General features: G+C 70.7%; 23 protein-coding genes. 9 read left to right on the top strand and 14 right to left on the bottom strand.

Annotation, left to right across the window (positions count from 1 at the left end; genetic code table 11):
* Positions 1-5: 5 nt before the first annotated feature.
* Positions 6-650 carry a response regulator gene (locus EV186_RS34415; protein WP_133853671.1) on the bottom strand — a complete coding sequence of 215 codons (645 nt, stop codon included), beginning with the start codon at positions 648-650 and terminating at the stop codon, positions 6-8.
* Complete coding sequence (locus EV186_RS34410) at positions 647-1,897, bottom strand: sensor histidine kinase (protein ID WP_243754448.1); 1,251 nt, start codon at positions 1,895-1,897, stop codon at positions 647-649. The genes EV186_RS34415 and EV186_RS34410 overlap by 4 nt, the downstream gene beginning before the upstream one ends.
* A gap of 144 nt (positions 1,898-2,041) precedes the next feature.
* On the opposite strand from EV186_RS34410, the gene EV186_RS34405 reads away from it, so the two are divergent.
* Together EV186_RS34405 and EV186_RS34400 are read left to right on the top strand one after the other, a co-directional pair.
* Positions 2,042-3,982 (top strand): ABC1 kinase family protein, encoded by a 1,941-nt coding sequence (locus EV186_RS34405; protein WP_133853670.1) that lies wholly within the window; start codon positions 2,042-2,044, stop codon positions 3,980-3,982.
* Positions 3,983-4,147: 165 nt separating this feature from the next.
* Entirely contained in the window at positions 4,148-5,209 is a 1,062-nt protein-coding gene (locus EV186_RS34400) for a neutral zinc metallopeptidase (protein ID WP_133853669.1), read from the top strand.
* Positions 5,210-5,213: 4 nt separating this feature from the next.
* Here EV186_RS34400 and mug read toward each other — a convergent pair whose 3' ends face one another.
* The 10 genes from mug to EV186_RS34350 are packed head-to-tail and all read right to left on the bottom strand — an operon-like array spanning position 5,214 to position 13,001.
* Positions 5,214-5,762, bottom strand: coding sequence for a G/U mismatch-specific DNA glycosylase (gene mug / locus EV186_RS34395; protein ID WP_133853668.1), 549 nt, complete (start codon positions 5,760-5,762; stop codon positions 5,214-5,216).
* A complete protein-coding gene (locus tag EV186_RS34390) occupies positions 5,762-6,361 on the bottom strand; it encodes an N-acetyltransferase (RefSeq protein ID WP_208115923.1) in 600 nt (199 codons plus the stop codon). The genes mug and EV186_RS34390 overlap by 1 nt, the downstream gene beginning before the upstream one ends.
* A gap of 2 nt (positions 6,362-6,363) precedes the next feature.
* Positions 6,364-6,750, bottom strand: a complete 387-nt coding sequence (locus EV186_RS34385) for a metal-sulfur cluster assembly factor (protein WP_133853666.1) — start codon at positions 6,748-6,750, stop codon at positions 6,364-6,366.
* Positions 6,750-7,202, bottom strand: a complete 453-nt coding sequence (sufU, locus tag EV186_RS34380) for a Fe-S cluster assembly sulfur transfer protein SufU (protein WP_133853802.1) — start codon at positions 7,200-7,202, stop codon at positions 6,750-6,752. The genes EV186_RS34385 and sufU overlap by 1 nt, the downstream gene beginning before the upstream one ends.
* Positions 7,202-8,470: a cysteine desulfurase gene (locus EV186_RS34375; RefSeq protein ID WP_133853665.1), complete on the bottom strand. Its 1,269-nt coding sequence runs from the start codon at positions 8,468-8,470 to the stop codon at positions 7,202-7,204. The genes sufU and EV186_RS34375 overlap by 1 nt, the downstream gene beginning before the upstream one ends.
* 30 nt (positions 8,471-8,500) lie before the next feature.
* Positions 8,501-9,274 carry a Fe-S cluster assembly ATPase SufC gene (gene sufC / locus EV186_RS34370; protein WP_133853664.1) on the bottom strand — a complete coding sequence of 258 codons (774 nt, stop codon included), beginning with the start codon at positions 9,272-9,274 and terminating at the stop codon, positions 8,501-8,503.
* 34 nt (positions 9,275-9,308) lie between these two features.
* Positions 9,309-9,623: a non-heme iron oxygenase ferredoxin subunit gene (locus EV186_RS34365; protein WP_133853663.1), complete on the bottom strand. Its 315-nt coding sequence runs from the start codon at positions 9,621-9,623 to the stop codon at positions 9,309-9,311.
* A 1-nt stretch (position 9,624) separates the two neighbouring features.
* Positions 9,625-10,785, bottom strand: coding sequence for a Fe-S cluster assembly protein SufD (gene sufD, locus EV186_RS34360; protein WP_133853662.1), 1,161 nt, complete (start codon positions 10,783-10,785; stop codon positions 9,625-9,627).
* Positions 10,786-12,228 (bottom strand): Fe-S cluster assembly protein SufB, encoded by a 1,443-nt coding sequence (gene sufB / locus EV186_RS34355; RefSeq protein ID WP_133853661.1) that lies wholly within the window; start codon positions 12,226-12,228, stop codon positions 10,786-10,788. It lies immediately after the preceding gene.
* Complete coding sequence (locus tag EV186_RS34350) at positions 12,225-13,001, bottom strand: helix-turn-helix transcriptional regulator (protein WP_133853660.1); 777 nt, start codon at positions 12,999-13,001, stop codon at positions 12,225-12,227. The genes sufB and EV186_RS34350 overlap by 4 nt, the downstream gene beginning before the upstream one ends.
* Before the next feature lie 97 nt (positions 13,002-13,098).
* On the opposite strand from EV186_RS34350, the gene mptB reads away from it, so the two are divergent.
* From mptB to EV186_RS34325, 5 genes are all read left to right on the top strand, one after another.
* Positions 13,099-14,733, top strand: coding sequence for a polyprenol phosphomannose-dependent alpha 1,6 mannosyltransferase MptB (mptB, locus tag EV186_RS34345; protein WP_133853659.1), 1,635 nt, complete (start codon positions 13,099-13,101; stop codon positions 14,731-14,733).
* 11 nt (positions 14,734-14,744) lie between these two features.
* A complete protein-coding gene (locus tag EV186_RS34340) occupies positions 14,745-15,680 on the top strand; it encodes an ABC transporter ATP-binding protein (protein ID WP_133853658.1) in 936 nt (311 codons plus the stop codon).
* Positions 15,677-16,453, top strand: coding sequence for an ABC transporter permease (locus EV186_RS34335; RefSeq protein WP_424983931.1), 777 nt, complete (start codon positions 15,677-15,679; stop codon positions 16,451-16,453). The genes EV186_RS34340 and EV186_RS34335 overlap by 4 nt, the downstream gene beginning before the upstream one ends.
* Before the next feature lie 154 nt (positions 16,454-16,607).
* Entirely contained in the window at positions 16,608-17,579 is a 972-nt protein-coding gene (locus EV186_RS34330; RefSeq protein WP_133853657.1) for a COX15/CtaA family protein, read from the top strand.
* Between the two features lie 107 nt (positions 17,580-17,686).
* The gene (locus tag EV186_RS34325) at positions 17,687-18,628 is read left to right on the top strand and encodes an acyl-CoA desaturase (RefSeq protein ID WP_133853656.1); all 942 of its coding nucleotides are present in this window, start codon (positions 17,687-17,689) and stop codon (positions 18,626-18,628) included.
* 9 nt (positions 18,629-18,637) lie between these two features.
* On the opposite strand, the gene EV186_RS34320 is transcribed toward EV186_RS34325, so the two are convergent.
* Entirely contained in the window at positions 18,638-19,480 is an 843-nt protein-coding gene (locus EV186_RS34320; RefSeq protein ID WP_133853655.1) for an ATP-grasp domain-containing protein, read from the bottom strand.
* Entirely contained in the window at positions 19,477-19,905 is a 429-nt protein-coding gene (locus EV186_RS34315; protein WP_133853654.1) for a PPOX class F420-dependent oxidoreductase, read from the bottom strand. The genes EV186_RS34320 and EV186_RS34315 overlap by 4 nt, the downstream gene beginning before the upstream one ends.
* A 19-nt stretch (positions 19,906-19,924) precedes the next feature.
* Here EV186_RS34315 and EV186_RS34310 point away from each other — a divergent pair, with 19 nt between their 5' ends.
* Together EV186_RS34310 and EV186_RS34305 are read left to right on the top strand one after the other, a co-directional pair.
* A complete protein-coding gene (locus EV186_RS34310) occupies positions 19,925-20,386 on the top strand; it encodes a MarR family winged helix-turn-helix transcriptional regulator (RefSeq protein ID WP_243754446.1) in 462 nt (153 codons plus the stop codon).
* A 13-nt stretch (positions 20,387-20,399) separates the two neighbouring features.
* Positions 20,400-21,365, top strand: a complete 966-nt coding sequence (locus EV186_RS34305; RefSeq protein WP_133853653.1) for a quinone oxidoreductase family protein — start codon at positions 20,400-20,402, stop codon at positions 21,363-21,365.
* Positions 21,366-21,414: the final 49 nt, after the last annotated feature.

Genomic DNA, 21,414 nt, shown 5'->3' with positions numbered 1-21,414 from the left:
CCAGGTCAGCTCGGGACGATGAACCCGGATTCGTAGGCGAGGATCACCGCCTGCGTGCGGTCGCGGGCACCCAGCTTCGCCAGGACATTGCCCACGTGGGTCTTCACCGTCTGCACCCCGACCACGAGCTTCTCCGCTATCTCCACATTGGACAGACCGGCGGCCACCAGGCGCAGCACCTCGGACTCGCGCTCGGTCAGGCCCGCCGACGCGAGACGGTCACCGGTGGGCTGGCCGGTGACGAGCTTGCGGATGGCGGCCGGGAAGAGCAGCGACTCACCGCGGGCCACGACGCGCACGGCGTGCACGATCTCCTCGGGGCGGGCGCGCTTGAGCAGGAAGCCGCTCGCGCCCACGCGCAACGCGTCGTAGACGTAGTCGTCGTTCTCGAACGTGGTCAGCACGATCACGCCGGGCGGCCGCTTCATCGTGCCTATCAGGTGCCGGGTCGCCTGGATACCGTCCACAGTGGGCATTCGGACGTCCATCAGCACGACATCCGGGGACACCGCGCCGACCAGGTCGGCCACCTCGGAGCCGTCACCCGCTTGTCCCACAACGGAGATGTCCGGCTCCGCGTCGAGGATCGCGCGCAGACCCGCCCGGATCAGCTCCTCGTCGTCGACGAGGACAACGGAGATGGCAGTCATAGGCGAAGCCTGCCAGCCCGCAGGGGAATGCCCGCCTCGACCCGCCAGCGATCCCCCGGCTCGGCCTGGCAGCTCAGCGTTCCACCCAGGATGAACACGCGTTCCCGCATGCCCTCGAGGCCACGACCGCCGCCCGGTCGCGTCCGCGCCGGCCGGGTGATCGGGTTGTCGACCACGATCCGCAGCTCATCCGGTTCGACCGTGATGATGAGGTCGACCGGCACGTTGCCCGCGTGGCGCAACACGTTCGTCAGGCACTCCTGCACGATCCGGTAGGCCTCGCGGGACACCGCGGGCGGTACGGCGTCGGGATCGCCCCGGATGCTGAGGGCGACGGCCAGGTCCAGGCGCAGGATCAGCAAGGGCACCTGCCGCAGCGTGCTCGGCGGAGCGTGCGGGTGCTCGACCCCCGAACGCAAGACACCCAGCACGTAGTCCAGGTCCTCCAACGCGACCCGAGCCGACTCCTCGATCGCGTTCAGCGCCCGCTCGGCGAACTCGGGATCGTTCGCGAGCACCTTGCGGGCGGCCCCGGCCTGGACGGTCACGACGCTCAGCGCGTGGCCCACCGAATCGTGCAGTTCGCGCGCGAGGCGGTTGCGCTCCTGCAACTCGTCGTTCTGGCGCTTCATCGCGAGCAGCCGCTCCCGCGGGCTCGGCCCGAGCCACCGCGGCGCGAGCCGCTCGAGCACGACGCTGATGGCGAGCACCAGGTGCGCCAACGCGACGAACGACAGGAGCCCGACGAGCGGCACCCACGCCGACGCCCAGCCGACCGGGATGCGCAGGCTGAGCCCGAAGAGCGCGATCGACCCGCGGAACGGGGCCAGGAACGCCAGCACGACCCACGCGGGCACGACCAACGTGATCAGGCTGATCACCGCGCCGAGCAGCAGGTGCGCCACGAACCAGCGCGCGCAGCGGCTGCGCAGGGGCTTCGACCCGGCAGGAACCCGGTCGGTGAGCAGCTCACGCACCGCCGTGACCTCGACGACGCGCACCGCGGGCGCCAACGCGGGCACGAACGCGCACCCCACCAGCGCGCCGAGCACCGCGACCAGGGCGATCAGCCAGAACCACCCGTTCGACGGCGTCGACGCGGGCAGGATCGTCGGCACCACCACCATGCCGATCAACACGAACGGCACGAACAGCGCGCCGCCGAGGATCAGGTAGACCCATCGGCGGTACGTGCTGGGGTCGGTCAGAGGACCGAACACCAGCGCGATCAGGCGGCTCGCGGACACGGACCGATTGTGGCAAAGGGGGCACCGCGACCGCCTCCCGCCGCGGCGGGGTCTTGCGCCTCCCTCCTGAGGGGGAGGCGCGGTGGGCAAGATCAGCCCCGCGCGGGAGGTGCCGTCACCCGGTTCGGCGGGAAGCTTCTCGCCATGTCGTCCTCCGTGCTGTTGCCCCTGCTGGCCCTCCCGCTGACCCTGCTGATGGTCGGCGTCATCGTCGCCGCCGCGCGCCGGTTGCTGGGCGTCCAGGTCACGCTGGTGCGGGCCGCGCTCGGCGCGGTGCTCGGCTGGCTGGTGAGCGGTGCCGTGGGCCGGGTGTTACCGCAGCCGAAGCAGAACGAGGCGGGCACCGCCCTCGCGCTCCTGCTGCCGCTGACCGGCATCACGTTGCTGACCGCGGCCGCCTTCCTGCTCGTCGCGGAGATCGTCCGGCCGGCCGCGTCCCGCACGTCGGCGTTCTCGTTCGTGCGGTCGCTGCGGGGCCGGTTCGTCCGCTCACGCCGCTACGGGCAGATCATGCGGATCGCGGTGCGCCACGGCCTCGGGCCGGCGCTGCGCGGGCGGCGGCAGCACGGCTCGGCGCGGCTGGCACGGTCGCTGCGGCTCGCGCTCGAGGAGGGCGGCCCGACGTTCGTGAAGCTGGGCCAGGTGCTCGCCACCCGCCGCGACCTGCTGCCCGACGTGTTCGCCGATGAACTGGGCAAGCTGCAGGCGGCGGTGGCGCCGGTGCCGGTCGCCGAGATCGAGCAGGTGCTCGCGCAGGAGCTGCCCGCCGACGTGTTCGCCTCCTTCGACCCGGTTCCGCTGGCCGCGGCGTCGATCGCCCAGGTGCACCGGGCGACGCTGCGGTGCGGCGCACAGGTCGTGGTGAAGGTGCAGCGGCCGGGCGCGCGCACCGTGGTGGCCCGCGATCTGGACATCATCGCCAGGGTCGCGACGACGCTGCAGGCCCGCACCAGGTGGGCCCGCGCGCTGGGCGTGCGCCAGCTCGCCGACGGGTTCGCCGCGTCGCTGGCGGAGGAGCTGGACTTCCGGACCGAAGCGGGAAACCTCGCCGCCTTCAGGTCCACGGACGGCCTGCGGGTGCCGGCGATCTTCGAGGAGCTGACCACCGAGCGCGTACTGGTGCTGGAGCGGCTCGACGGCGTGCCGCTGAGCGCCCCGGCCGCGGCCCCCGCGCCCGAGAACGCCCGCACGCTGCTGCACGGCATGCTGCGCCAGCTGCTCGACCAGGGCGTCTTCCACGCCGACCCGCACCCGGGCAACGTGCTGGTGCTGGCCGCGGGCGGGCTCGGCATGCTCGACTTCGGCAGCGTCGGCCGGCTGGACGTGGCGGCCCGGGCCGGCTTGCGCCAGCTCTTCCTGGCGCTGGACCGCGGCGATCCGGCCGACCTGCGCGACGCCCTGCTGGACGTCCTGGACCGCCCGGACGACCTGGACGAGCTGCGGCTGGAACGGGCCCTGGGCGACGTGCTCGCCCGCCACTTCACCGGCGACCGGCGCGCGGGCACGGCCATGGTCGCCGACCTGGTCCGGCTGGTGACCCGCTTCGGCCTGGGCGTGCCACCCGCGCTCGCCGCGGTGTTCCGGGCGCTGACCACGCTGGAGGGCACCCTCACACGCATCCTGCCGAGCTTCGACCTGGTCGCGGAGTGCCGTTCCTACACCTCGGCGGCCGTTGTCGACGCGGTGCGCCCGGAGTCGGTCCGCCGCACGCTGGTCGACGAGCTGACCGGCCTGCTCCCCGTGGTGCGCAGGCTCCCCCGCCGCCTCGACCGCATCGCCGCGGCCGCCGAACAGGGCCGGCTGTCGCTGAACGTCCGCCTGCTCGCCGACGAACGCGACCGGCGCATGATCACCGGCATGCTGCACCAGGTGTTGCTGGCCTTCATCGGCGCGACGACCGGCATCATGGCCGTGCTGCTGATGAACAGCGGCGGCGGTCCGCGGGTGACCGAGACGCTCGGCCTGCACCAGCTCTTCGGCTACAACCTGCTGGTGATCAGCGCGCTGATCGGGTTGCGGCTGTTGTTCGCCGTGTTCCGCGCACAGCCCTACGGCGGTCACGAACAGCTGGCAGGTGGTCGCTGACGCACTGCTCGCCGCTCGACGGCAACGACAGGCCCCAAGCCACCGATGCTTCAGGCAGGACGACCGCGCGGCCGGCTGCAGTTGGTCGCTGGCTCGAGTTGGTCGCTGACTGAGCCACGCGGCCTTACAGTGGAGCGGCCGACCGGGTGCCGAGCGCGAGGGACGATGACAACACCAGAAGATCCATCCTGGCAGGATCCGACCCGGTTCACGTCGGACGAACCGACCCAGCGCGTCGACACCGGCGCGACGCAGTGGCTTGGTCCGCCTTCAGAACCGACCACGGTGTGGCAGCAACCGCAGCAGCAACCGACGTGGGAGGAGCAGCAGCGCGCCACCCCGCCTGATCAGCTGGAGCCGGTGGGCAAGCACGTCCTGATCGCCTTGGCGATCGTCCTGGTGATCGCCTTGCTCGGCGTCGCGGCGTTCTTCACGCTGCGGCACAACGCGACCACCGCCGCCCCGCCGCCGCAGACCACGGCACCCCAGGTCCCGACCTTCACGTCCGACACCCAGGAACCGGTCACGACAACCACACCCGAGCCCACCACGACCACGTCCACAGTGGACGACCCGGCGCAAGCGCTCGCACAGGCGCCACTCTCGACCTCGGGCGCGACCATGTCTCCATCGACATGTGCGCTGCCCCGCTTCGACCTGCCGGACGCCAAGCAGGCGCAGTTCTTCCAGGCGGCCAAGAAGTGCGCGGACAACGCGTGGGGCGCGACCCTGCCAGGTGCCGGCATCCCCACGGCGGCGGTGAACCTGGTGACGGTCCAGGGCAGCGCGGTGCAGACGTCGTGCGGCAAGATCGGCCCCAGCGACCCGTCGACCGAATGCCAGGGAACCGTCTACATGACACCGGCGTACCTGCGTGACGTCCAAGGCAACGGCCGCTACCCCGGCAAGTACTTCGGCACCTTCCTGCGGGAGTACGGCCACGCGCTGCAGGACGCCAACGGCATGACCGAGCTGTACAAGGCGGCGCGGTCCCAACCCGGCGCGGACGCCGACGACCTGGACCGCCGCTACAACGACCAGGCCATCTGCCTGGCCGGCATCGCTTCCGGCGCCATGTCGGGCAAGGGCGCGGTGGACAGCAACATCACCAACGAGATCCGCGAACGCATCACCACCGGCGAACCGGCACCAGCGGACGCGGGGAGCTGGCTGGACAAGGGGTTCAGCTCACGCACGCTGTCGGCGTGCAACACCTGGCAGGGGTGAGCGCCTACCCGTTGGCGCCCAGCGATGCCCGCAACTCGGCGAACTTCTGGATCAGCGCGGGCAACTGGTAGTGGGCGTTCAACCCGCTGGGATTGGGCAGCACCCACACCACCGTCGCGCCCAGCGACGACGGCTGCCGACCGACCACGGCGTCTCGGGCGGCGAAGGCATCGCGGAACGCGGTAACCCCGAGCACGGCCAGCACCCGCGGCCGGTACTCGGCGACGAGCGAGCGCAGGCGAACGCCGCCCGCGGTCAACTCCGCCGCGGTCAGCTCATCGGCGCGGGCGCTGGCGCGAGGGACCACGTTGGTGATGCCGAGACCCAGCGACGGCAGCACATCCTGCTCGGACGGATGCAGCAACCGAGGCGTGAACCCGGATCCGTGCAGGGCCGGCCAGAACCGGTTGCCCGGCCGCGCGAAGTGGTGCCCGCTCCACGCCGAGTACAACCCGGGGTTGATCCCGCAGAACAGGACATCGAGCCCAGGAGCGATCACATCCGGCAGCAGACGATCACTGGCCGCCAGCAGTTCGGCACGCGTAGGAGACATCAGACCAACAACACCTCGGCCCCGACCGGCCGGTACCCGGCAGCGAGCAAAGCCCGCAACGAAGCCGCATTCCCCGGCGCGACCTGCGCCCACACTGAGGTGCCGACCGGCACCTCACCGAGTGCGGCGGCGAAGAGACCCCGACCGAGCCCATGCCCAGGCGTCCCCACCTCGACGGCCACCTCGTGGCGACCGGCGACTCCCCTGCCGAGCAACAGAAATCCGCCTTCGACCGTCCACATGCGAACTCCGACCCGGTGGTGCACCATGGCCCGCGAGTGCGAGCCGGTGAACGGGGTCAGGCCGCCGGTCGGCACGCCGGTGCCGATGCCGACCAACACGACATCGAGGCTCTCGGCGACCCGATCCATCCGCGCGCCCAACGCGCTCAGGAACGACGACTTCATCGGCGCGCCAAGGTCTCCTGGCGGCAGCACCGACGAAACCCACGAAGGATCGACATCGGCGGCGACCACGTGGTGCGCCGTGAACGCGAAAACGCCGACCGACGCGGAGTCGGGCGGCGCCACCACGGTCACCGAGCCGTCGGCGGGCGGCGGCGTACCCGCCGCCACCGAAGCCAGGATCGATCCGAGCAAAATCAGACGGTGAAGCCGAGCGCGCGCAGCTGCTCGCGCCCGTCATCGGTGATCTTCTCCGGACCCCACGGCGGCATCCAGACCCAGTTGATCTTGAAGTCGCCGACCAGGCCACCGCCGGGACCGTTCACCAACGCGGCCTTGGTCTGGTCCTCGATCACGTCGGTCAGCGGGCAGGCCGCCGACGTCAGCGTCATGTCGATGATCGCCGTGTTGTCCTGCTCGACGCGGATGTCGTAGACCAGGCCGAGGTCGACCACGTTGATGCCCAACTCGGGGTCGACCACGTCCCGCATGGCCTCTTCGACGTCGTCGATCGTGGCCACATCAGCCTTCGGCGCGGGCTCGGGCATGCCTGCCGCGCCCCGCTGCACGTCTTCCTCGCTCATCAAGAAGCTCCCTCGGTCGAGCCACCGGACTTGGCGACGGCGTCCTTGAACGCCATCCAGCCGAGCAGCGCGCACTTCACCCGCGCCGGGTACTTGGCGACACCAGCGAACGCGATGCCGTCCTCGAGCACGTCCTCGTCCGGCTCCACCTGGCCGCGCCCCTGCATCAGCTCGATGAACGCGTCCATCGTGGACAGTGCCTTGTCGACGCTGCCGCCGACGACGAGGTCGGTCAGCACCGACGTCGACGCCTGGCTGATCGAGCAGCCCTGCCCCTCGTAGGACACGTCCTCGACGGTGTCGCCGGACACCTTCACCCGCAACGTCACCTCGTCGCCGCAGGTCGGGTTGACCTGGAACGACTCCGCGTCGAACGGCTCACGCAGGCCGCGCCGGTGCGGGTTCTTGTAGTGGTCCAGGATGATCTCCTGGTACATCTGCTGCAGCTGCATCATCCCACCCTGAAGAACTTCTGCGCCGTCCTGATGCCGTCCAGCAGGCTCGCCACGTCATCCAGGTCGTTGTACAGGTAGAAGCTCGCACGCACGGTGGCCGGCACACCGAAGCGCCGGTGCAGCGGCCACGCGCAGTGGTGCCCCACGCGCACGGCGATGCCCTCGTCGTCGAGCACCTGGCCCGCGTCGTGCGGGTGGATGCCGTCGATCACGAACGACACGGCGCCACCGCGGTCGACGGCCTCGGTCGGGCCGATGACCCGCACGCCCGGGATCTCGGCGAGCCCGCGCAGCGCCGCCTCGGTCAGGCTGTGCTCGTGCTCGGCGACCCGGTCCATGCCGACCACGGACAGGTAGTCCACGGCCGCGCCCAGCCCCACCGCCTGCGAGCTCATCGGCGAGCCCGCCTCGAAGCGCTGCGGCGGCGCGGCGAACGTCGTGTGGTCCATGAACACGGACTCGATCATGGAACCGCCGGTCAGGAACGGCGGCATGGTCTCCAGCAGCTCTCGCCGCCCGTAGAGCACGCCGACCCCGGACGGACCCAGCATCTTGTGCCCGGAGAACACCGCGAAGTCCACGCCGAGCGACCGGAGATCCACTTTGGAGTGCGGCACCGACTGGCACGAGTCCGCGATGGACAGTGCGCCGACTTCCCGGCCCCGCGCGGCGATCCGCGCCACCGGATTCACCGTGCCGACCACATTGGACTGCTGGGTGATCGCGACGACCTTGGTCCGCTCGGTGACCAGGTCATCCAAGTTGGACAGGTCGAGCCGGCCGTCGTCGGTCACGCCGAACCAGCGCAGCTTCGCGCCGGTCCGCTTGCACAACTCCTGCCAGGGCACCAGGTTCGCGTGGTGCTCCATCTCGGTCACCACGATCTCGTCGCCCTCGCCGACGACGAACCGGTGCGCCTCGGGCCCCGCGGTGGCCGCGTTGCCCAGGGCGTAGGCGACCAGGTTGATGCCCTCGGTGGCGTTCTTGGTGAAGACCAGTTCACCCGCGTCCACGCCGACGAACTCGGCCAGCCGCGACCGCGCGCCCTCGTAGGCCTCGTCGGCCTCCTCGGCGAGCTGGTGCGCGCCGCGGTGCACGGCGGCGTTGTGCTGCTCCAGGAACTCCCGTTCGGCGTCGAGCACCTGGCGCGGGCGCTGCGAAGTCGCGCCCGAGTCGAGGTACACCAGCCGTTTGCCGTCGCGCACGGTCCGCCCGAGGATCGGGAAGTCCGCGCGCAACGCGGCCACGTCAAGACCGTCCGTCATCGTGCCTCCGCTCGCTCACCAGTTCCAACGTCAGACGGCGCTGGCCTCTTCCTGCTTGCCGGTGTACTTCACGTAACCCTCGGACTCGAGCACGTTCGCGAGCTCCGGACCGCCGGACTCGACGATGCGGCCACCGGCGAACACGTGCACGAAGTCGGGCGCGATGTGGCTCAGGATCCGGGTGTAGTGCGTGATCAGCATGACGCCGACCTCGTTGTCCGCCTTGTAGCGGTTCACGCCCTCGGACACCACGCGCAGCGCGTCGACGTCGAGGCCGGAGTCGGTCTCGTCGAGGATCGCGATCTTCGGCTTGAGCAGCGAGAGCTGCAGGATCTCGTGGCGCTTCTTCTCACCGCCGGAGAAGCCCTCGTTGACGCTGCGCTCGGCGAACGCCGGGTCGATGTCGAGGTCGCTCATCGCGCCCTTGACCTCCTTGACCCAGGTCCGCAGCTTCGGCGCCTCGCCACGCACGGCGGTGGCCGCGGTGCGCAGGAAGTTGGACATGGACACGCCCGGCACCTCGACGGGGTACTGCATGGCGAGGAAGAGGCCCGCGCGGGCGCGCTCGTCGACGGTCATGTCGAGCACGTTCTCGCCGTCGAGCAGCACCTCACCGGAGGTCACCTCGTACTTGGGGTGCCCGGCGATCGCGTAGGACAGGGTCGACTTGCCCGACCCGTTCGGGCCCATGATCGCGTGCGTCTCGCCCGGCTTGATGGTCAGGTCGACACCCTTGAGGATTTCCTTCTTGCCCTCGTCGGTGTTCACCGAGACGTGCAGGTCCTTGATCTCCAGCGTGGCCATCTCTGCTTCGTTTCTCCAGTGGTGGTGCGAAAAGTCAGTTGTTGATCGGGGTGGTGTCGACGTACACGTCACCGTCCACGATGGACACGGCAAACACGTCCACCGGTTCGGTCGCGGGCAGCGAGGAGGGCTGCCCGGTGCGCAGGTCGAAGCACGAGCCGTGCAGCCAGCACTCGATGCCCTTGCGCCCCACTTCGCCCTCGGACAGGTTCAGCGACGCGTGCGAGCACTCGTCGCGCAGCGCGTGCACCTCGTCCCCGTTGCGCACCAGCACGACGGGGACGTCACCGAGCTCGACCGCGAACGGCTTGCGGTCGTCGAGCTCGGTCAGCGAACAGGCGCGCTCCACGTCAGACCCCGACGGCTTCCAGCTCGACCTCGATCGCCGCCTCGAGCCGCTCGCGCAGCTCCGGCACCTCGATCTTGGCGAGCAGCTCGTGGAAGAACCCGCGCACGACCAGGCGGCGCGCCGCCTGCTCCGGGATGCCGCGAGCCTGCAGGTAGAACAGCTGCTCGTCGTCGAAGCGACCGGTGGCGCTGGCGTGCCCGGCGCCGGCGATCTCGCCGGTCTCGATCTCCAGGTTCGGCACCGAGTCGGCGCGGGCGCCCTCGGTGAGCACCAGGTTCCGGTTGAGCTCGAAGGTCTGCGTGCCCTCGGCCGCCGCGCGGATCAGCACGTCGCCGATCCACACGGTGTGCGCGTCCTCGCCCTGCAGCGCTCCCTTGTACGTCACGTCGGACGTGCAGTGGGGCTGCGCGTGGTCGACGAACGTGCGGTGCTCCAGGTGCTGGCCCGCGTCGGCGAAGTACAGGCCGAGCAGTTCGGCGTTGCCGCCCGCACCGCCGTAGGTGACCGTCGGGGTCAGCCGGACCAGGTCGCCGCCCAGCGTCACCGCGAAGTGCTTGAGGGTGGCGTCACGGCCGAGCTTGTTGTGGTGCGCGGAGACGTGCACGGCGTCGTCGGCCCAGTCCTGGATGACGACCACGGTGAGCTTCGCGCCGTCGCCGACCACGAACTCGACGTTGTCGGCGTAGACGCCGCTGCCGCGGTGGTCGATGACCACGACGGCCTCGGCGAACTGCTCGAGGCGCACCTGCAGGTGCCCGTAGGCGACCTTGTCCGCGCCTGGCCCGGTCACGGTGACCGTGGTGTGCGCGGAGGCCTTGGTCTGCTTCGGCACCGTGATCACGGTCGCCTGCATGAACGACGACCACGCCTGCGCCGCGATCCGGTCCGCGGGCGTACCCGCGGTGCCGAGCCGCTTGTCGTCGCGGCCAACGGTTTCCACCGTGGCCTCGGGCGCGGCGGCAACGTCCACTCGTGCCGTGCCGGTCGCCTCGACGCCGGTGTGCAGACCGCGCAGGCGCTTCATCGGCGTGAAGCGCCAGATCTCCTCGCGGCCGGAGGGAACCTCGAAGGCGTCGACGTCGAAGGACGTGAACCACTCCGCCCTCGAGGCGTCCGGGACCACGACACCGTGGCTGTGCGGTGTCTGTTCTGCGACCGTCATTTAGCCGACGGCTCCTTCCATCTGCAGCTCGATCAGCCGGTTCAGTTCCAGCGCGTACTCCATGGGCAGCTCGCGCGCGATGGGCTCGACGAACCCGCGCACGATCATCGCCATCGCCTCGTCCTCGGTGAGGCCGCGCGACATCAGGTAGAAGAGCTGGTCCTCGCTGACCTTGGACACCGTGGCCTCGTGGCCCATCGACACGTCGTCGGTGCGGATGTCCACGTACGGGTAGGTGTCGCTGCGGCTGATCGTGTCGACCAGCAGCGCGTCGCACTTCACCGTGGAACGCGAGTGGTGCGCCCGCTTCGCGACCTTGACCAGCCCGCGGTAGGAGGTGCGGCCACCGCCGCGCGCCACCGACTTCGACACGATCGTCGAGGAGGTGTGCGGCGCGAGGTGCTCCATCTTGGCGCCCGCGTCCTGGTGCTGGCCCTCGCCGGCGAAGGCGATGGAGAGGACCTCGCCCTTGGCGTGCTCACCCATCAGGAACACCGACGGGTACTTCATGGTGACCTTGGAGCCGATGTTGCCGTCGACCCACTCCATGGTCGCGCCCTCTTCGGCCTTGGCGCGCTTGGTGACCAGGTTGTAGACGTTGTTCGACCAGTTCTGGATGGTCGTGTAGCGGCAGCGGCCGCCCTTCTTCACGATGATCTCGACCACCGCGGAGTGCAGCGAGTCCGACGAGTAGATCGGCGCGGTGCAGCCCTCGACGTAGTGCACGTACGCGCCCTCGTCGACGATGATCAGGGTCCGCTCGAACTGGCCCATGTTCTCGGTGTTGATCCGGAAGTAGGCCTGCAGCGGGATGTCCACGTGCACGCCCTTGGGCACGTAGATGAACGACCCACCGGACCACACGGCCGCGTTCAGCGCGGAGAACTTGTTGTCCCCGGCGGGGATCACCGAGCCGAAGTACTCCTCGAACAGCTCCGGGTGCTCCCGCAGACCCGAGTCGGTGTCGAGGAAGATGACACCCTGCTCCTCGAGGTCCTCACGGATCTTGTGGTAGACGACCTCGGACTCGTACTGGGCCGCGACCCCGGACACCAGCCGGGCCTTCTCGGCCTCGGGGATGCCCAGCTTGTCGTAGGTGTTCTTGATGTCGTCGGGCAGGTCCTCCCAGGAAGCGGCCTGCTTCTCGGTGGAGCGCACGAAGTACTTGATGTTGTCGAAGTCGATGCCGGACAGGTCGGCACCCCAGTTCGGCATGGGCTTGCGCTGGAAGAGCTTCAGGCCCTTCAGGCGGGCCTCGAGCATCCACTCCGGCTCGTTCTTCTTGGCCGAGATGTCCCGGACGACGTCCTCGTTGAGGCCGCGCCGAGCGCTCGCACCCGCGGTGTCGCTGTCCGCCCAGCCGTACTCGTACCGGCCGAGGGTGGCCAGCGTCTCTTCCTGGCTGAGCGGCGTGGTGGTGTGCTGCTCCGCAGCGGCAGTCATTCGGGCGTCCCTCCGTTCTCGTGAATCTGGATGTCCAACGGCGCCGCCCCGGAAGGTGGTACCGGCAGGTGTGTGGTGCACGCGGCGTCGCCGCGCGCGATGGTCGCCAGGCGCTGCACGTGCGTGCCGAGCAGTTCCGCGAACACCGCGGTCTCGGCCTCGCACAGCTGGGGGAACTCGGCCGCCACGTGCGCGACCGGGCAGTGGTGCTGGCAGAGCTGCTCGCCCGCCCCGACCCGGCGGGTCGAGGCAGCGTATCCCTCGCGGGTCAGCGCCAGGGCGAGGGCCTCGGCGCGCTCGGCGGGATCCTTCTTCGAGGTCACAGCGCCGCGGTGACGGTCGACAATGGACCCCACGCGGGCTTCGGCGAACCGGCGGACCGCATCCGGGCCGCCGTGCTCGTCGAGGAACCGGATCGCCGCGATCGCGATGTCGTCGTAGGCGTGTCCGAACAACGCCCTGCCCTGCTCGGTGAGCAGGTAGAGCCGCGCGGGCCGGCCGCGACCGCGCTGGCCGCGCCGGGGCGCCTCGCGGGTGTAGGCCTGGCCTTCGGCGAGCAGCGCGTCGAGGTGCCTGCGCACCGCGGCCGGGCTGATGCCCAGCTCGTCGGCCACCGCCGCGGCCGTGATGGGACCCTGTTCGAGCACGAGCCGGGCCACCGCGTCCCTGGTGCGGCCGTCGGTGGCGTGACCGGCATGACCGGTGGGACCGGCATGACGGGGCCCGGGTACGGCGTCCGCCGACCCTGGAACCTCGAGCCCGGTCTTTTTCACAACACAAGTGTTGCCTATTTCGGCCGCCGGGGCAAAGGCAGGGGTGCTTCGGGGTGATCCGACTCACCCGATCCTCGAGGTCGCTACCCTTCGTCACGTGGTGGTGGGAGAGACGCACCGGGAATCCCGGCGGCGCGACCGGGGGCCGGACACCGACGGTGCGGCCGCCGATCCGCGTGCCCTCGACCGCACCGAACGCAAGCAACTCGACGTCGTGCGCCGGTTCGGCACCGTCGGCTCGCTGATGCTGGCGATCGGCTCGCTCGGCGCCGGCGCCGCCCCCGTGTTCAACCCGGTCGTCCACCTGCCGGTGCTGGGCCTGCTCACGCGCATGCCGACCGTGTCGCTGACCTTGGCGTTCCTCGGTATGTGGCTGCTGACCCTGGCCTGGCTCGCGCTGGGCCGGCTCGCCACCCCCGGCCGGGTGCGGATCGTGTCGATCCCGCAGCTCGCGCGCACGCTCATGATGTGGATCACGCCGCTGGTGTTCGTGGTCCCCATGTTCTCCCGCGACGTCTACAGCTACCTCGCCCAGAGCGAGATCGCCGCGCGCGGGCTCGACCCCTACAAGCTGGGACCGGCCGCCGCGCTGTCGGACAACGACCCGCTGACCGTCGGCGTGCCGACCATCTGGCGGGACACGCCCTCGCCCTACGGGCCGCTCTTCCTGACCGTCGGCAAGTGGATCAGCAGGCTCACCCACGAGCACGTGGTGTCGGGCATCGTGCTGCACCGCGTGCTCGCCCTGCTCGGGCTCGCGCTGATCGTGTGGGCCCTGCCCCGCCTGGCCCGCCGGTTCGGGGTCAACCCGGCCAGCGCGCTGTGGCTCGGCGCGGCCAACCCGCTGGTGCTGTTCCACCTGGTCGTCGGCGTGCACAACGAGGCGCTGGCCATCGGCCTGATGCTGGTCGGCTTCGAGCTGGCGCTCAAACGGATGCCGAAGGCCACGCCGGAAGGCCCGTTCCCACCCTGGCAGCCGGGCGAGCTGCGCTGGTACGCCATCGGCGCCACCGTCATTACCCTCGGCGCCGCGGTGAAGATCCCCGCCGCGCTGGCGCTGGGCTTCCTCGGCGTGATGATCGCCCGAAGGCGCGGCGGGAAGCTGCGCCAGCTGTTCGCCGTCGCCGGCGGCCTGGGCGTGATCTTCCTCGGCGTGCTGACCGCCGTGTCGCTGGGCAGTGGCCTGGGCTACGGCTGGGTCAACACGCTCAACACCGCCAACAGCATCAAGAGCTGGATGGCCCCGACGACGTCGCTCGGCTTCGGCGCCGGCGGGATCGGGCTGCTGCTCGGGCTCGGCAACCACGTCGACGCGGCCATCGGCGTCGCCCGCGTGATCGGCACAGTGCTCGGCCCGCTGATCGCGGCCAAACTGCTGTGGGACGCGTTCCGCTGGAAGGTGCGCCCGCTGGTCGGGCTCGGCGTCGCGCTCGGCGCGGTGCTGCTCTTCGGCGCCACCGTGCAGCCCTGGTACCTGCTCTGGGCCGCGTTGCCGCTGGCCGTGGCGGCGGCGGACACACGCGTGCGCACCCTCGCGACCATCCTGTGCGCGGTGCTCGCGGTGGTCGGTCCCGCGCCCACCGGCTACAACTTCGACGGGCACGTCTTCGTGCTGACGCAGGCGAACTCGGCCGCCCTGATCGTCGTGATCGCGAGCTTCGTCCTGGCCCGCAAGTACATCCCGAAGGCCCGGCCCCCGGCCGCCGACGAGGTGACCACGGGCACGCCGTAGGCTCCGCGGGTGTGACCGGCTCCGCCACCGACCTCGCCGTCGAGGTGTCCGCGCTGGTCAAGCGGTACGGCTCGGTGACCGCCGTGGACGGCTTGGACGTGCGCCTGCCCCGCGGCGAGGTGCTCGCCCTGCTCGGGCCGAACGGCGCGGGCAAGACGACCACGATCGAGGTCTGCGAAGGTTTTCGTGCCGCCGACGGCGGCGTCGTCCGCGTGCTCGGCCTCGATCCGGCGACCCAGGGCGGTGCGCTGCGGCCGCGGATCGGCGTGATGCCGCAGGGCGGCGGTGCCTACCCGGGCGTGCGCGCGGGCGAGATGCTGGACCTGGTGGCCGCATGCGCGGCGAACCCGCTCGACCCCGCCTGGCTGATCGACGTGCTCGGGCTCAAATCGGCGCGCCGGACGCCGTTCAAGCGGCTTTCCGGCGGCCAGCAACAACGGTTGTCGCTGGCGTGCGCGCTGGTCGGCCGGCCGGAACTGGTGTTCCTCGACGAACCCACCGCCGGGCTCGACCCGCAGGCGCGGCGGCTGGTGTGGGAGCTGATCGGCGCGCTGCGCCGCGACGGCGTGAGCGTGCTGCTGACCACCCACCTGATGGCCGAGGCCGAGGCGCTCGCCGACCAGGTGGTCATCGTCGACCACGGCACTGTCGTGGCCACCGGGACGCCCGCGGAGCTCACCGCCGACAACGCCGGCACGCCAAGCCTGCGGTTCCGGGCGAAGGCCGGGATGGACACGACCTCGCTCACCGCGGCCCTGCCCGAGCGGTGCGCGGTGACCGAACCCACGCCGGGGAACTACCTGGTGTCGGGTGCTGTGGACCCGCAGGTGGTGTCGACGGTGACCACGTGGTGCGCGCAGCAGGGCGTACTCGCGGAGGAGCTGCAGGTGGGCAGGCGGAGCCTCGAAGACGTGTTCCTGGAGCTGACGGGACGGGAACTGCGGTGACGACTTTCCCGGCGGGCACCTTCACCCCCGCGCCCGGTCGCGGGCGGATCGGGCGGATGCTGCTCACCCACGCCCGCACCGAGCTGCTGCTGACCGTGCGCAACGGCGAGCAGTTGCTGCTGACGTTGTTGATCCCCTTGGCCTTGCTGATCGGGCTGACCCTGGTCGACGTGATCGAGTTGCCGTCGCCCCGCGTGGATTCCGTTGCGCCGCGCGTGTTCGCGCTCGCGGTGATGTCGTCGGCGTTCACCGGGCAGGCGATCGCGCTGGGGTTCGACCGGCGGTACGGGGTGATCAAGCGGCTGGCGGCCACCGCGTTGCCGCGGTGGTTGCTGGTCGGCGGACGGTTGCTGGCGTGCCTGGCCGTCGTGGTCGGACAGTTGGTCGTGCTCGGGTTGGTCGCGTGGGCCCTGGGGTGGTCGCCGAGCATCGGCGGGCTCCTCGGCTCGCTTGGCGTTGTGTTGCTTGGGGTCCTGGCCTTCGGGGCGCTCGGAGTGCTCCTGGGTGGGGCGCTGAAGGCGGAGATCGTGCTGGCGCTGGCCAACATCGTGTGGCTGGTGCTGTTGCTGGGTGGTGGCGTGATCGTGGCCACGTCGTCGATGCCGGCCGGGGTGGCCGACGTGGTGCGGTTGCTGCCTTCCGGGGCGCTTGCCGATGCCTTGCGGGCTCTACTGGCTGAGCACGCGGCGCCGAGTGTTCTGTCGCTCGTGGTGCTTGTGGTGTGGGGCATCGCCGGAGCCGCCCTGGCCGTCCGCACCACCAAACTCAGCTGAGCCACCACCTCCACCGGGCGTGTCCCCCGTTCCCGCCGGGCGTGTCCCCCGTTCCGAGCGGGTGTGTCCCACGTTCCGAGCGGGTGTGTTCCACGTTCCCGTCGGGAGCCGAGGTGGGCGCAGGTCCTCAGATAGCGGCGCCTACCATCGGTTTGTGCCACTGCAGTCGCTCATCGACCGGATTCCCACGCCGACCAACCGCTGGTTGCGGGTGCTGGCCATCGCGGCCGTCGTCACCCAAGGCGGCATCGGGGTCACAGGGTCGGTCGTGCGGGTCACCGGGTCCGGGCTCGGCTGCCCAGACTGGCCGCAGTGCGCGCAAGGCAGCCTCGTTCCCGTGCAGCACCCCGAACTCGGGCAGTTGCACCAGTGGATCGAGTTCGGCAACCGCACGTTGACCGGGGTGGTCAGCACGGTCGCCGTGTTGTGCCTCATCGCTTTCTGGCTCGCCACCCCACGGCGCAACCGGCAGGTCTGGCTTTGCCTCGTGCTGCTGGCGGGTGTCGGCGTGCAGGCCGTGCTCGGCGGGATCGTGGTGCTGACCGGGCTGCTGTGGTGGCTGGTGGCCTTGCACTTCATCGCGTCCGCCGCGTTGGTGTGGGTGGCGATGCTGCTCGTGCGTTCGATCGCCGAGGGCGATGAGCCGGCCAGGCAGGCCGCACCCGATGGAGCCCTGTGGCTGATCGCGGCGATGGGCGGGGTGCTCGCCGTGCTCGTGGTGGCCGGGACGCTCGTCACCGGCGCCGGCCCGCACGCGGGTGACGCCACGACCCCGCGGCTCGACCTGCCGGTGGAGACGCTCGCGCACCTGCACGCCGCGCTGCTGTTCGTCTTCCTCGGGATGACCGCCGGACTCGGGTTCATGCTGCGCTTCGGCGGTGCACCGAGTGGACTCTGGAAGCGCTACGTGGTGCTGGTCGCCGCGGTGCTGGCGCAGGGCGCGATCGGGATGATCCAGTTCTGGGCGGGCGTGCCCGCGGTGCTGGTGACCATCCACGTCCTCGGCGCCCTGCTGGTGGTCGGCGCGACCGCGAGCGTCTGGTGTGGAGCACGCGACCGGGGCCCGGTTCCCGTTGCCACAACGGAACCCGTCCGCGACGCCGATCGCGAGCCGCAGCCCGCCTGATGATGGCGGTATCGGAGCCGGTCCCTTAAATTGGGGAGAAACCTACGGTCCCGTAGGTACCGTGACATCGGCGCGTTCACGCCGAGAGATCCGAGGTTCTTGGAGCTATTACCGCTACTTTGAGCGCCCCGCCCAGCCCGAAGTCCCCGTCCACCCCGCTGCTGGAGCAACCGCGCGGCACGACCGAGCACGTCGTCGTCACCGCATTCCTGCTCCTGCCCTTCCTCGCCATCGTCGCCGCCGTCCCGCTCGCCTGGGGCTGGGGTCTCGGCTGGACCGACATCGGCCTCGCGGCCGGCTTCTACGTCGTCAGCGCGCTGGGCATCACCGTCGGCTACCACCGCTACTTCACCCACCGCTCGTTCAAGGCGAACCGCCCGCTGCGGGTCGTGCTCGCCATCGTGGGCAGCGTCGCCGCGCAGGGCTCGGTGATCACCTGGGTGGCCGACCACCGCCGCCACCACGCGTACTCCGACAAAGAGGGCGATCCGCACTCGCCGTGGCTGTTCGGGACCTCGCCCGCCGCGCTGGCCAAGGGCTTCTGGCACGCACACATGGGCTGGCTCTTCGAGCGCGACAAGACCAACCTGCGGCGGTTCGCGCCCGATCTGCTCGACGACCGGGACCTGCGCATCGTGGACAAGCTCGGCCTGCCGATCACGCTGGCCGGCCTGCTGCTGCCGGGTGTGCTCGGCGGCGTGATCACGTTGTCGTGGTGGGGTGTGCTGACCGGGGTGTTCTGGGGTGGCTTCGTCCGGGTCGGCTTCCTGCACCACGTCACGTGGTCGGTCAACTCGATCTGCCACATGATCGGTGCGCGCCCGTTCGCCAGCCGGGACAAGGCGGCCAACTTCTGGCCGCTGGCGATCCTGTCCATGGGCGAGTCGTGGCACAACCTGCACCACGCCGACCCGACCTGCGCGCGCCACGGCGTGCTGCGCGGGCAGGTCGACATCTCCGCGCGGGTGATCTGGTTCTTCGAGAAGTTCGGCTGGGCCAGCGACGTGCGCTGGCCCAAGGTCGACCGGCTCGCCGCGAAAGCGGCCTAGCCAGAGGGCTTAGTAGCGCGCGATGGCGTCGGCGAACCGGCGCGTGGCCCGCGGATCGGCCTGCGTGAAGCCGAGGTTCGGCTCCACGAGTTCCAGTTCCAGCAGCACTGGCGCGCCGTCGTCGCCACGCACGAGGTCGACGCGCGCGTAGAGGAGTTCGGTGCGGCGGCGGTCCAGTTGGGTGGCCGCCGCGTCGAGCACGTCCTCGGCGAGCGATCGGTAGACCGGCTCCGGCTCGGCCAACGGCGACGGTGTCGAGGGACGCAGCCCGGACGCGTTGACCGGTTCGTCGGCCGGCGCGGACTTGGCGAACGCGTGCGAGTACTCGCCGCCGAAGTAGACCAAGGCGACCTCACCCTCGGCCGCCGCCGAGGACAGGAACGGTTGCAGCATCGCGGTCTTGCCCGCCGCGTGCAGGGTCGCGAGGTGGTCCGTGGCCGCGGCTGGGTCGGTGAACCGGCCGAAGCCGCGGGCACCGGCACCGACCGACGGCTTGAGCACGAACTCCCCGTCCGGCCAGTCCGGGCGCTCGCCGGGGATCACCAGTTCGGTCGGCACGACCGGCACCCCGGCCTTCGCCAGCTCGAGCAGGTAGGCCTTGTCGGTGTTCCACTCGACCACCGGCAGCGGGTTCGCCAGCCGCGGCACGCTCGCGCACCAGGCGAGGAACTCCGGTACCCGCCACGTGTAGTCCCACGTGCTGCGCAGCACGACCAGGTCGGCGTCCGCCGGCTCGCCCCAGACCTGCCACCGGGCGTCCACGCCCCGTGCCGCCAGCGCGGCCACGAGGTCGACGTCGTCGGTGTAGCCGTCGGGGAAGCCGTCGAAGGTGGCGAGGACGACGCTGCTCACCCGTTGGCCCCGGCCCAGCCATAGGTGCGGTCCACGGCGATCCGGATCACCAGCCGGCGGTCCTGGACCATGGCGGCGCGGAACTCGTCCCAGTCGGGGTGCTCCCCCGCGATCTCGCGGTAGACCTCGACCAGTTCGTCCACGGTCGCGTCGTCGGGCGCCGCGGCCACCGGGGTCAGCTCAGCCGTGCCCTCGGCGACCAGGTAGGCGCCCAGGTCCGGGGTGGTGACGTAGTAGCTCGCCCGTGGATCGCGGCGCAGGTTCGCGGTCTTGGCCCGGCCGTCGGTCACCGAGATGCGGAGCACTCCGGTTGCCGGATCGTAGGTGTGGCCTACGTTGGACAGCTGGGGTCGGCCGTCCCGCTTCAGCGTGACCAGCGCGCCGCGGTGCGTGCTCGCCAGGAGGTCGTTGTCGCTTGTTGACATGTCATCTACTCTAGCTGACGTGTCAACGAATTCCGGCTGGCTCGACGACGAGCAGCAGCGCGTCTGGCGTTCCTACCGCCGGATGGCGGCGCTGCTCGCCGCGCGGGTCAACCGGGACATGGCGCGCGACTCAGGGCTGTCCGAGCCCGACTACGACGTGCTCTCCCACCTGTCGGAGTCGCCGGAACACAAGGCCCGGCTGAGCGAACTCGCCGGACGCATGCTGTGGTCGAACAGCAGGCTGTCCCACCACCTCACCCGGATGCAGCAACGCGGCCTCGTGCGCCGCTGCGAGTGCCCGGACGACGGGCGTGGCGCGAACATCGTCCTCACCGACGAGGGCCTACGGGCGATCGAGGCCGCCGCGCCCGCGCACGTCGCGTCCGTGCGGGCGCACTTCGTGAACCTGCTGGACGAAGACCAACTGCGCGTGCTCGGCGACATCGCCGACACCGTCCTGAACCACCTGACCCGTGACTGACCCAGGAGGAACCGTGGCCAAGGCAGTGCAGATCACCGAGACCGGCGGCCCCGAGGTGCTGCGTGTGACCGAGGTGCCCGACCCGCAGGCGGGACCGGGTGAGCTGCTCGTCGACGTGGCCGCCGCCGGGGTGAACTACGTCGACACCTACCACCGCGACGGCACCTACCCGGTGCAGCTGCCCCTGGTGCTGGGTGTCGAGGGCGCCGGCACGGTGCGGGCGGTCGGGGCGGACGTCACCGGCTTCGCCGCCGGCGACCGCGTCGCGTGGGCGATGGCGCCGGGCAGCTACGCCTCGGTCGCCGCGATCCCGCAGACGCACGCGGTCAAGGTGCCCGAAGGCGTCGGCGACGACGTGGCCGCGGCGATCGCGTTGCAGGGCATGACCGCCCACATGCTGACCAGGTCGGTCTACCCCATCGCCGACGGCGACACCGTGCTGGTGCACGCGGCGGCGGGCGGGGTCGGGCTGCTGCTGGTGCAGCTGGCGAAGACGCGGGGCGCGCGAGTGCTCGCCACCGGCTCCACCGAGCAGAAGCGCGAGCTCGCGCGCGGCGCCGGTGCCGACGAAGTCTTTGGCTACGAAGGGTTCGCCGATCGGGTGAAGGAGCTGACCGACGGCGCCGGGGTGCACGCCGTGTACGACGGCGTGGGCGCCACGACGTTCGACGACTCGCTCGCGAGCCTGCGCGTGCGGGGCACGATGGCGCTCTTCGGCGCGGCGAGCGGACCGGTGCCGCCGGTCGACCCGCAACGGCTCAACCGGGGCGGATCCCTTTACCTGACAAGGCCAACGCTCGCGCACTTCATGACCACGCGCGAGGAACTGGACTGGCGCGCGGGCGAGTTGTTCGAGGCGGTGGCGGCCGGTTCGCTGAACGTCCGCATTGGACACACCTATCCGCTGGACGAGGCCGCGCAGGCCCACGCCGACCTCCAGGGGCGCAAGACGACCGGCAAGTTGCTATTGATTCCTTAACCATCCACTGAGGACACTCACGGCAGCGGCGGTCGCGCAGAGTGACCGC

The organism is Labedaea rhizosphaerae (assembly GCF_004362825.1).
GTDB lineage: Bacteria > Actinomycetota > Actinomycetes > Mycobacteriales > Pseudonocardiaceae > Labedaea > Labedaea rhizosphaerae.
This window is presented reverse-complemented; position numbering and strand designations above follow the sequence as displayed.

Coding starts and splice junctions, on each gene's coding strand:
- sufU (WP_133853802.1), bottom strand. CDS start 7,202: ATGCAGCTGCAGCAGATGTACCAGGAGATCATCCTGGACCACTACAAG.
- EV186_RS34405 (WP_133853670.1), top strand. CDS start 2,042: ATGTCGTCCTCCGTGCTGTTGCCCCTGCTGGCCCTCCCGCTGACCCTG.
- EV186_RS34315 (WP_133853654.1), bottom strand. CDS start 19,905: ATGTCAACAAGCGACAACGACCTCCTGGCGAGCACGCACCGCGGCGCG.
- sufB (WP_133853661.1), bottom strand. CDS start 12,228: ATGACTGCCGCTGCGGAGCAGCACACCACCACGCCGCTCAGCCAGGAA.
- mug (WP_133853668.1), bottom strand. CDS start 5,762: ATGTCTCCTACGCGTGCCGAACTGCTGGCGGCCAGTGATCGTCTGCTG.
- EV186_RS34415 (WP_133853671.1), bottom strand. CDS start 650: ATGACTGCCATCTCCGTTGTCCTCGTCGACGACGAGGAGCTGATCCGG.
- EV186_RS34375 (WP_133853665.1), bottom strand. CDS start 8,470: ATGACGGACGGTCTTGACGTGGCCGCGTTGCGCGCGGACTTCCCGATC.
- sufD (WP_133853662.1), bottom strand. CDS start 10,785: ATGACGGTCGCAGAACAGACACCGCACAGCCACGGTGTCGTGGTCCCG.
- EV186_RS34385 (WP_133853666.1), bottom strand. CDS start 6,750: ATGAGCGAGGAAGACGTGCAGCGGGGCGCGGCAGGCATGCCCGAGCCC.
- sufC (WP_133853664.1), bottom strand. CDS start 9,274: ATGGCCACGCTGGAGATCAAGGACCTGCACGTCTCGGTGAACACCGAC.
- EV186_RS34400 (WP_133853669.1), top strand. CDS start 4,148: ATGACAACACCAGAAGATCCATCCTGGCAGGATCCGACCCGGTTCACG.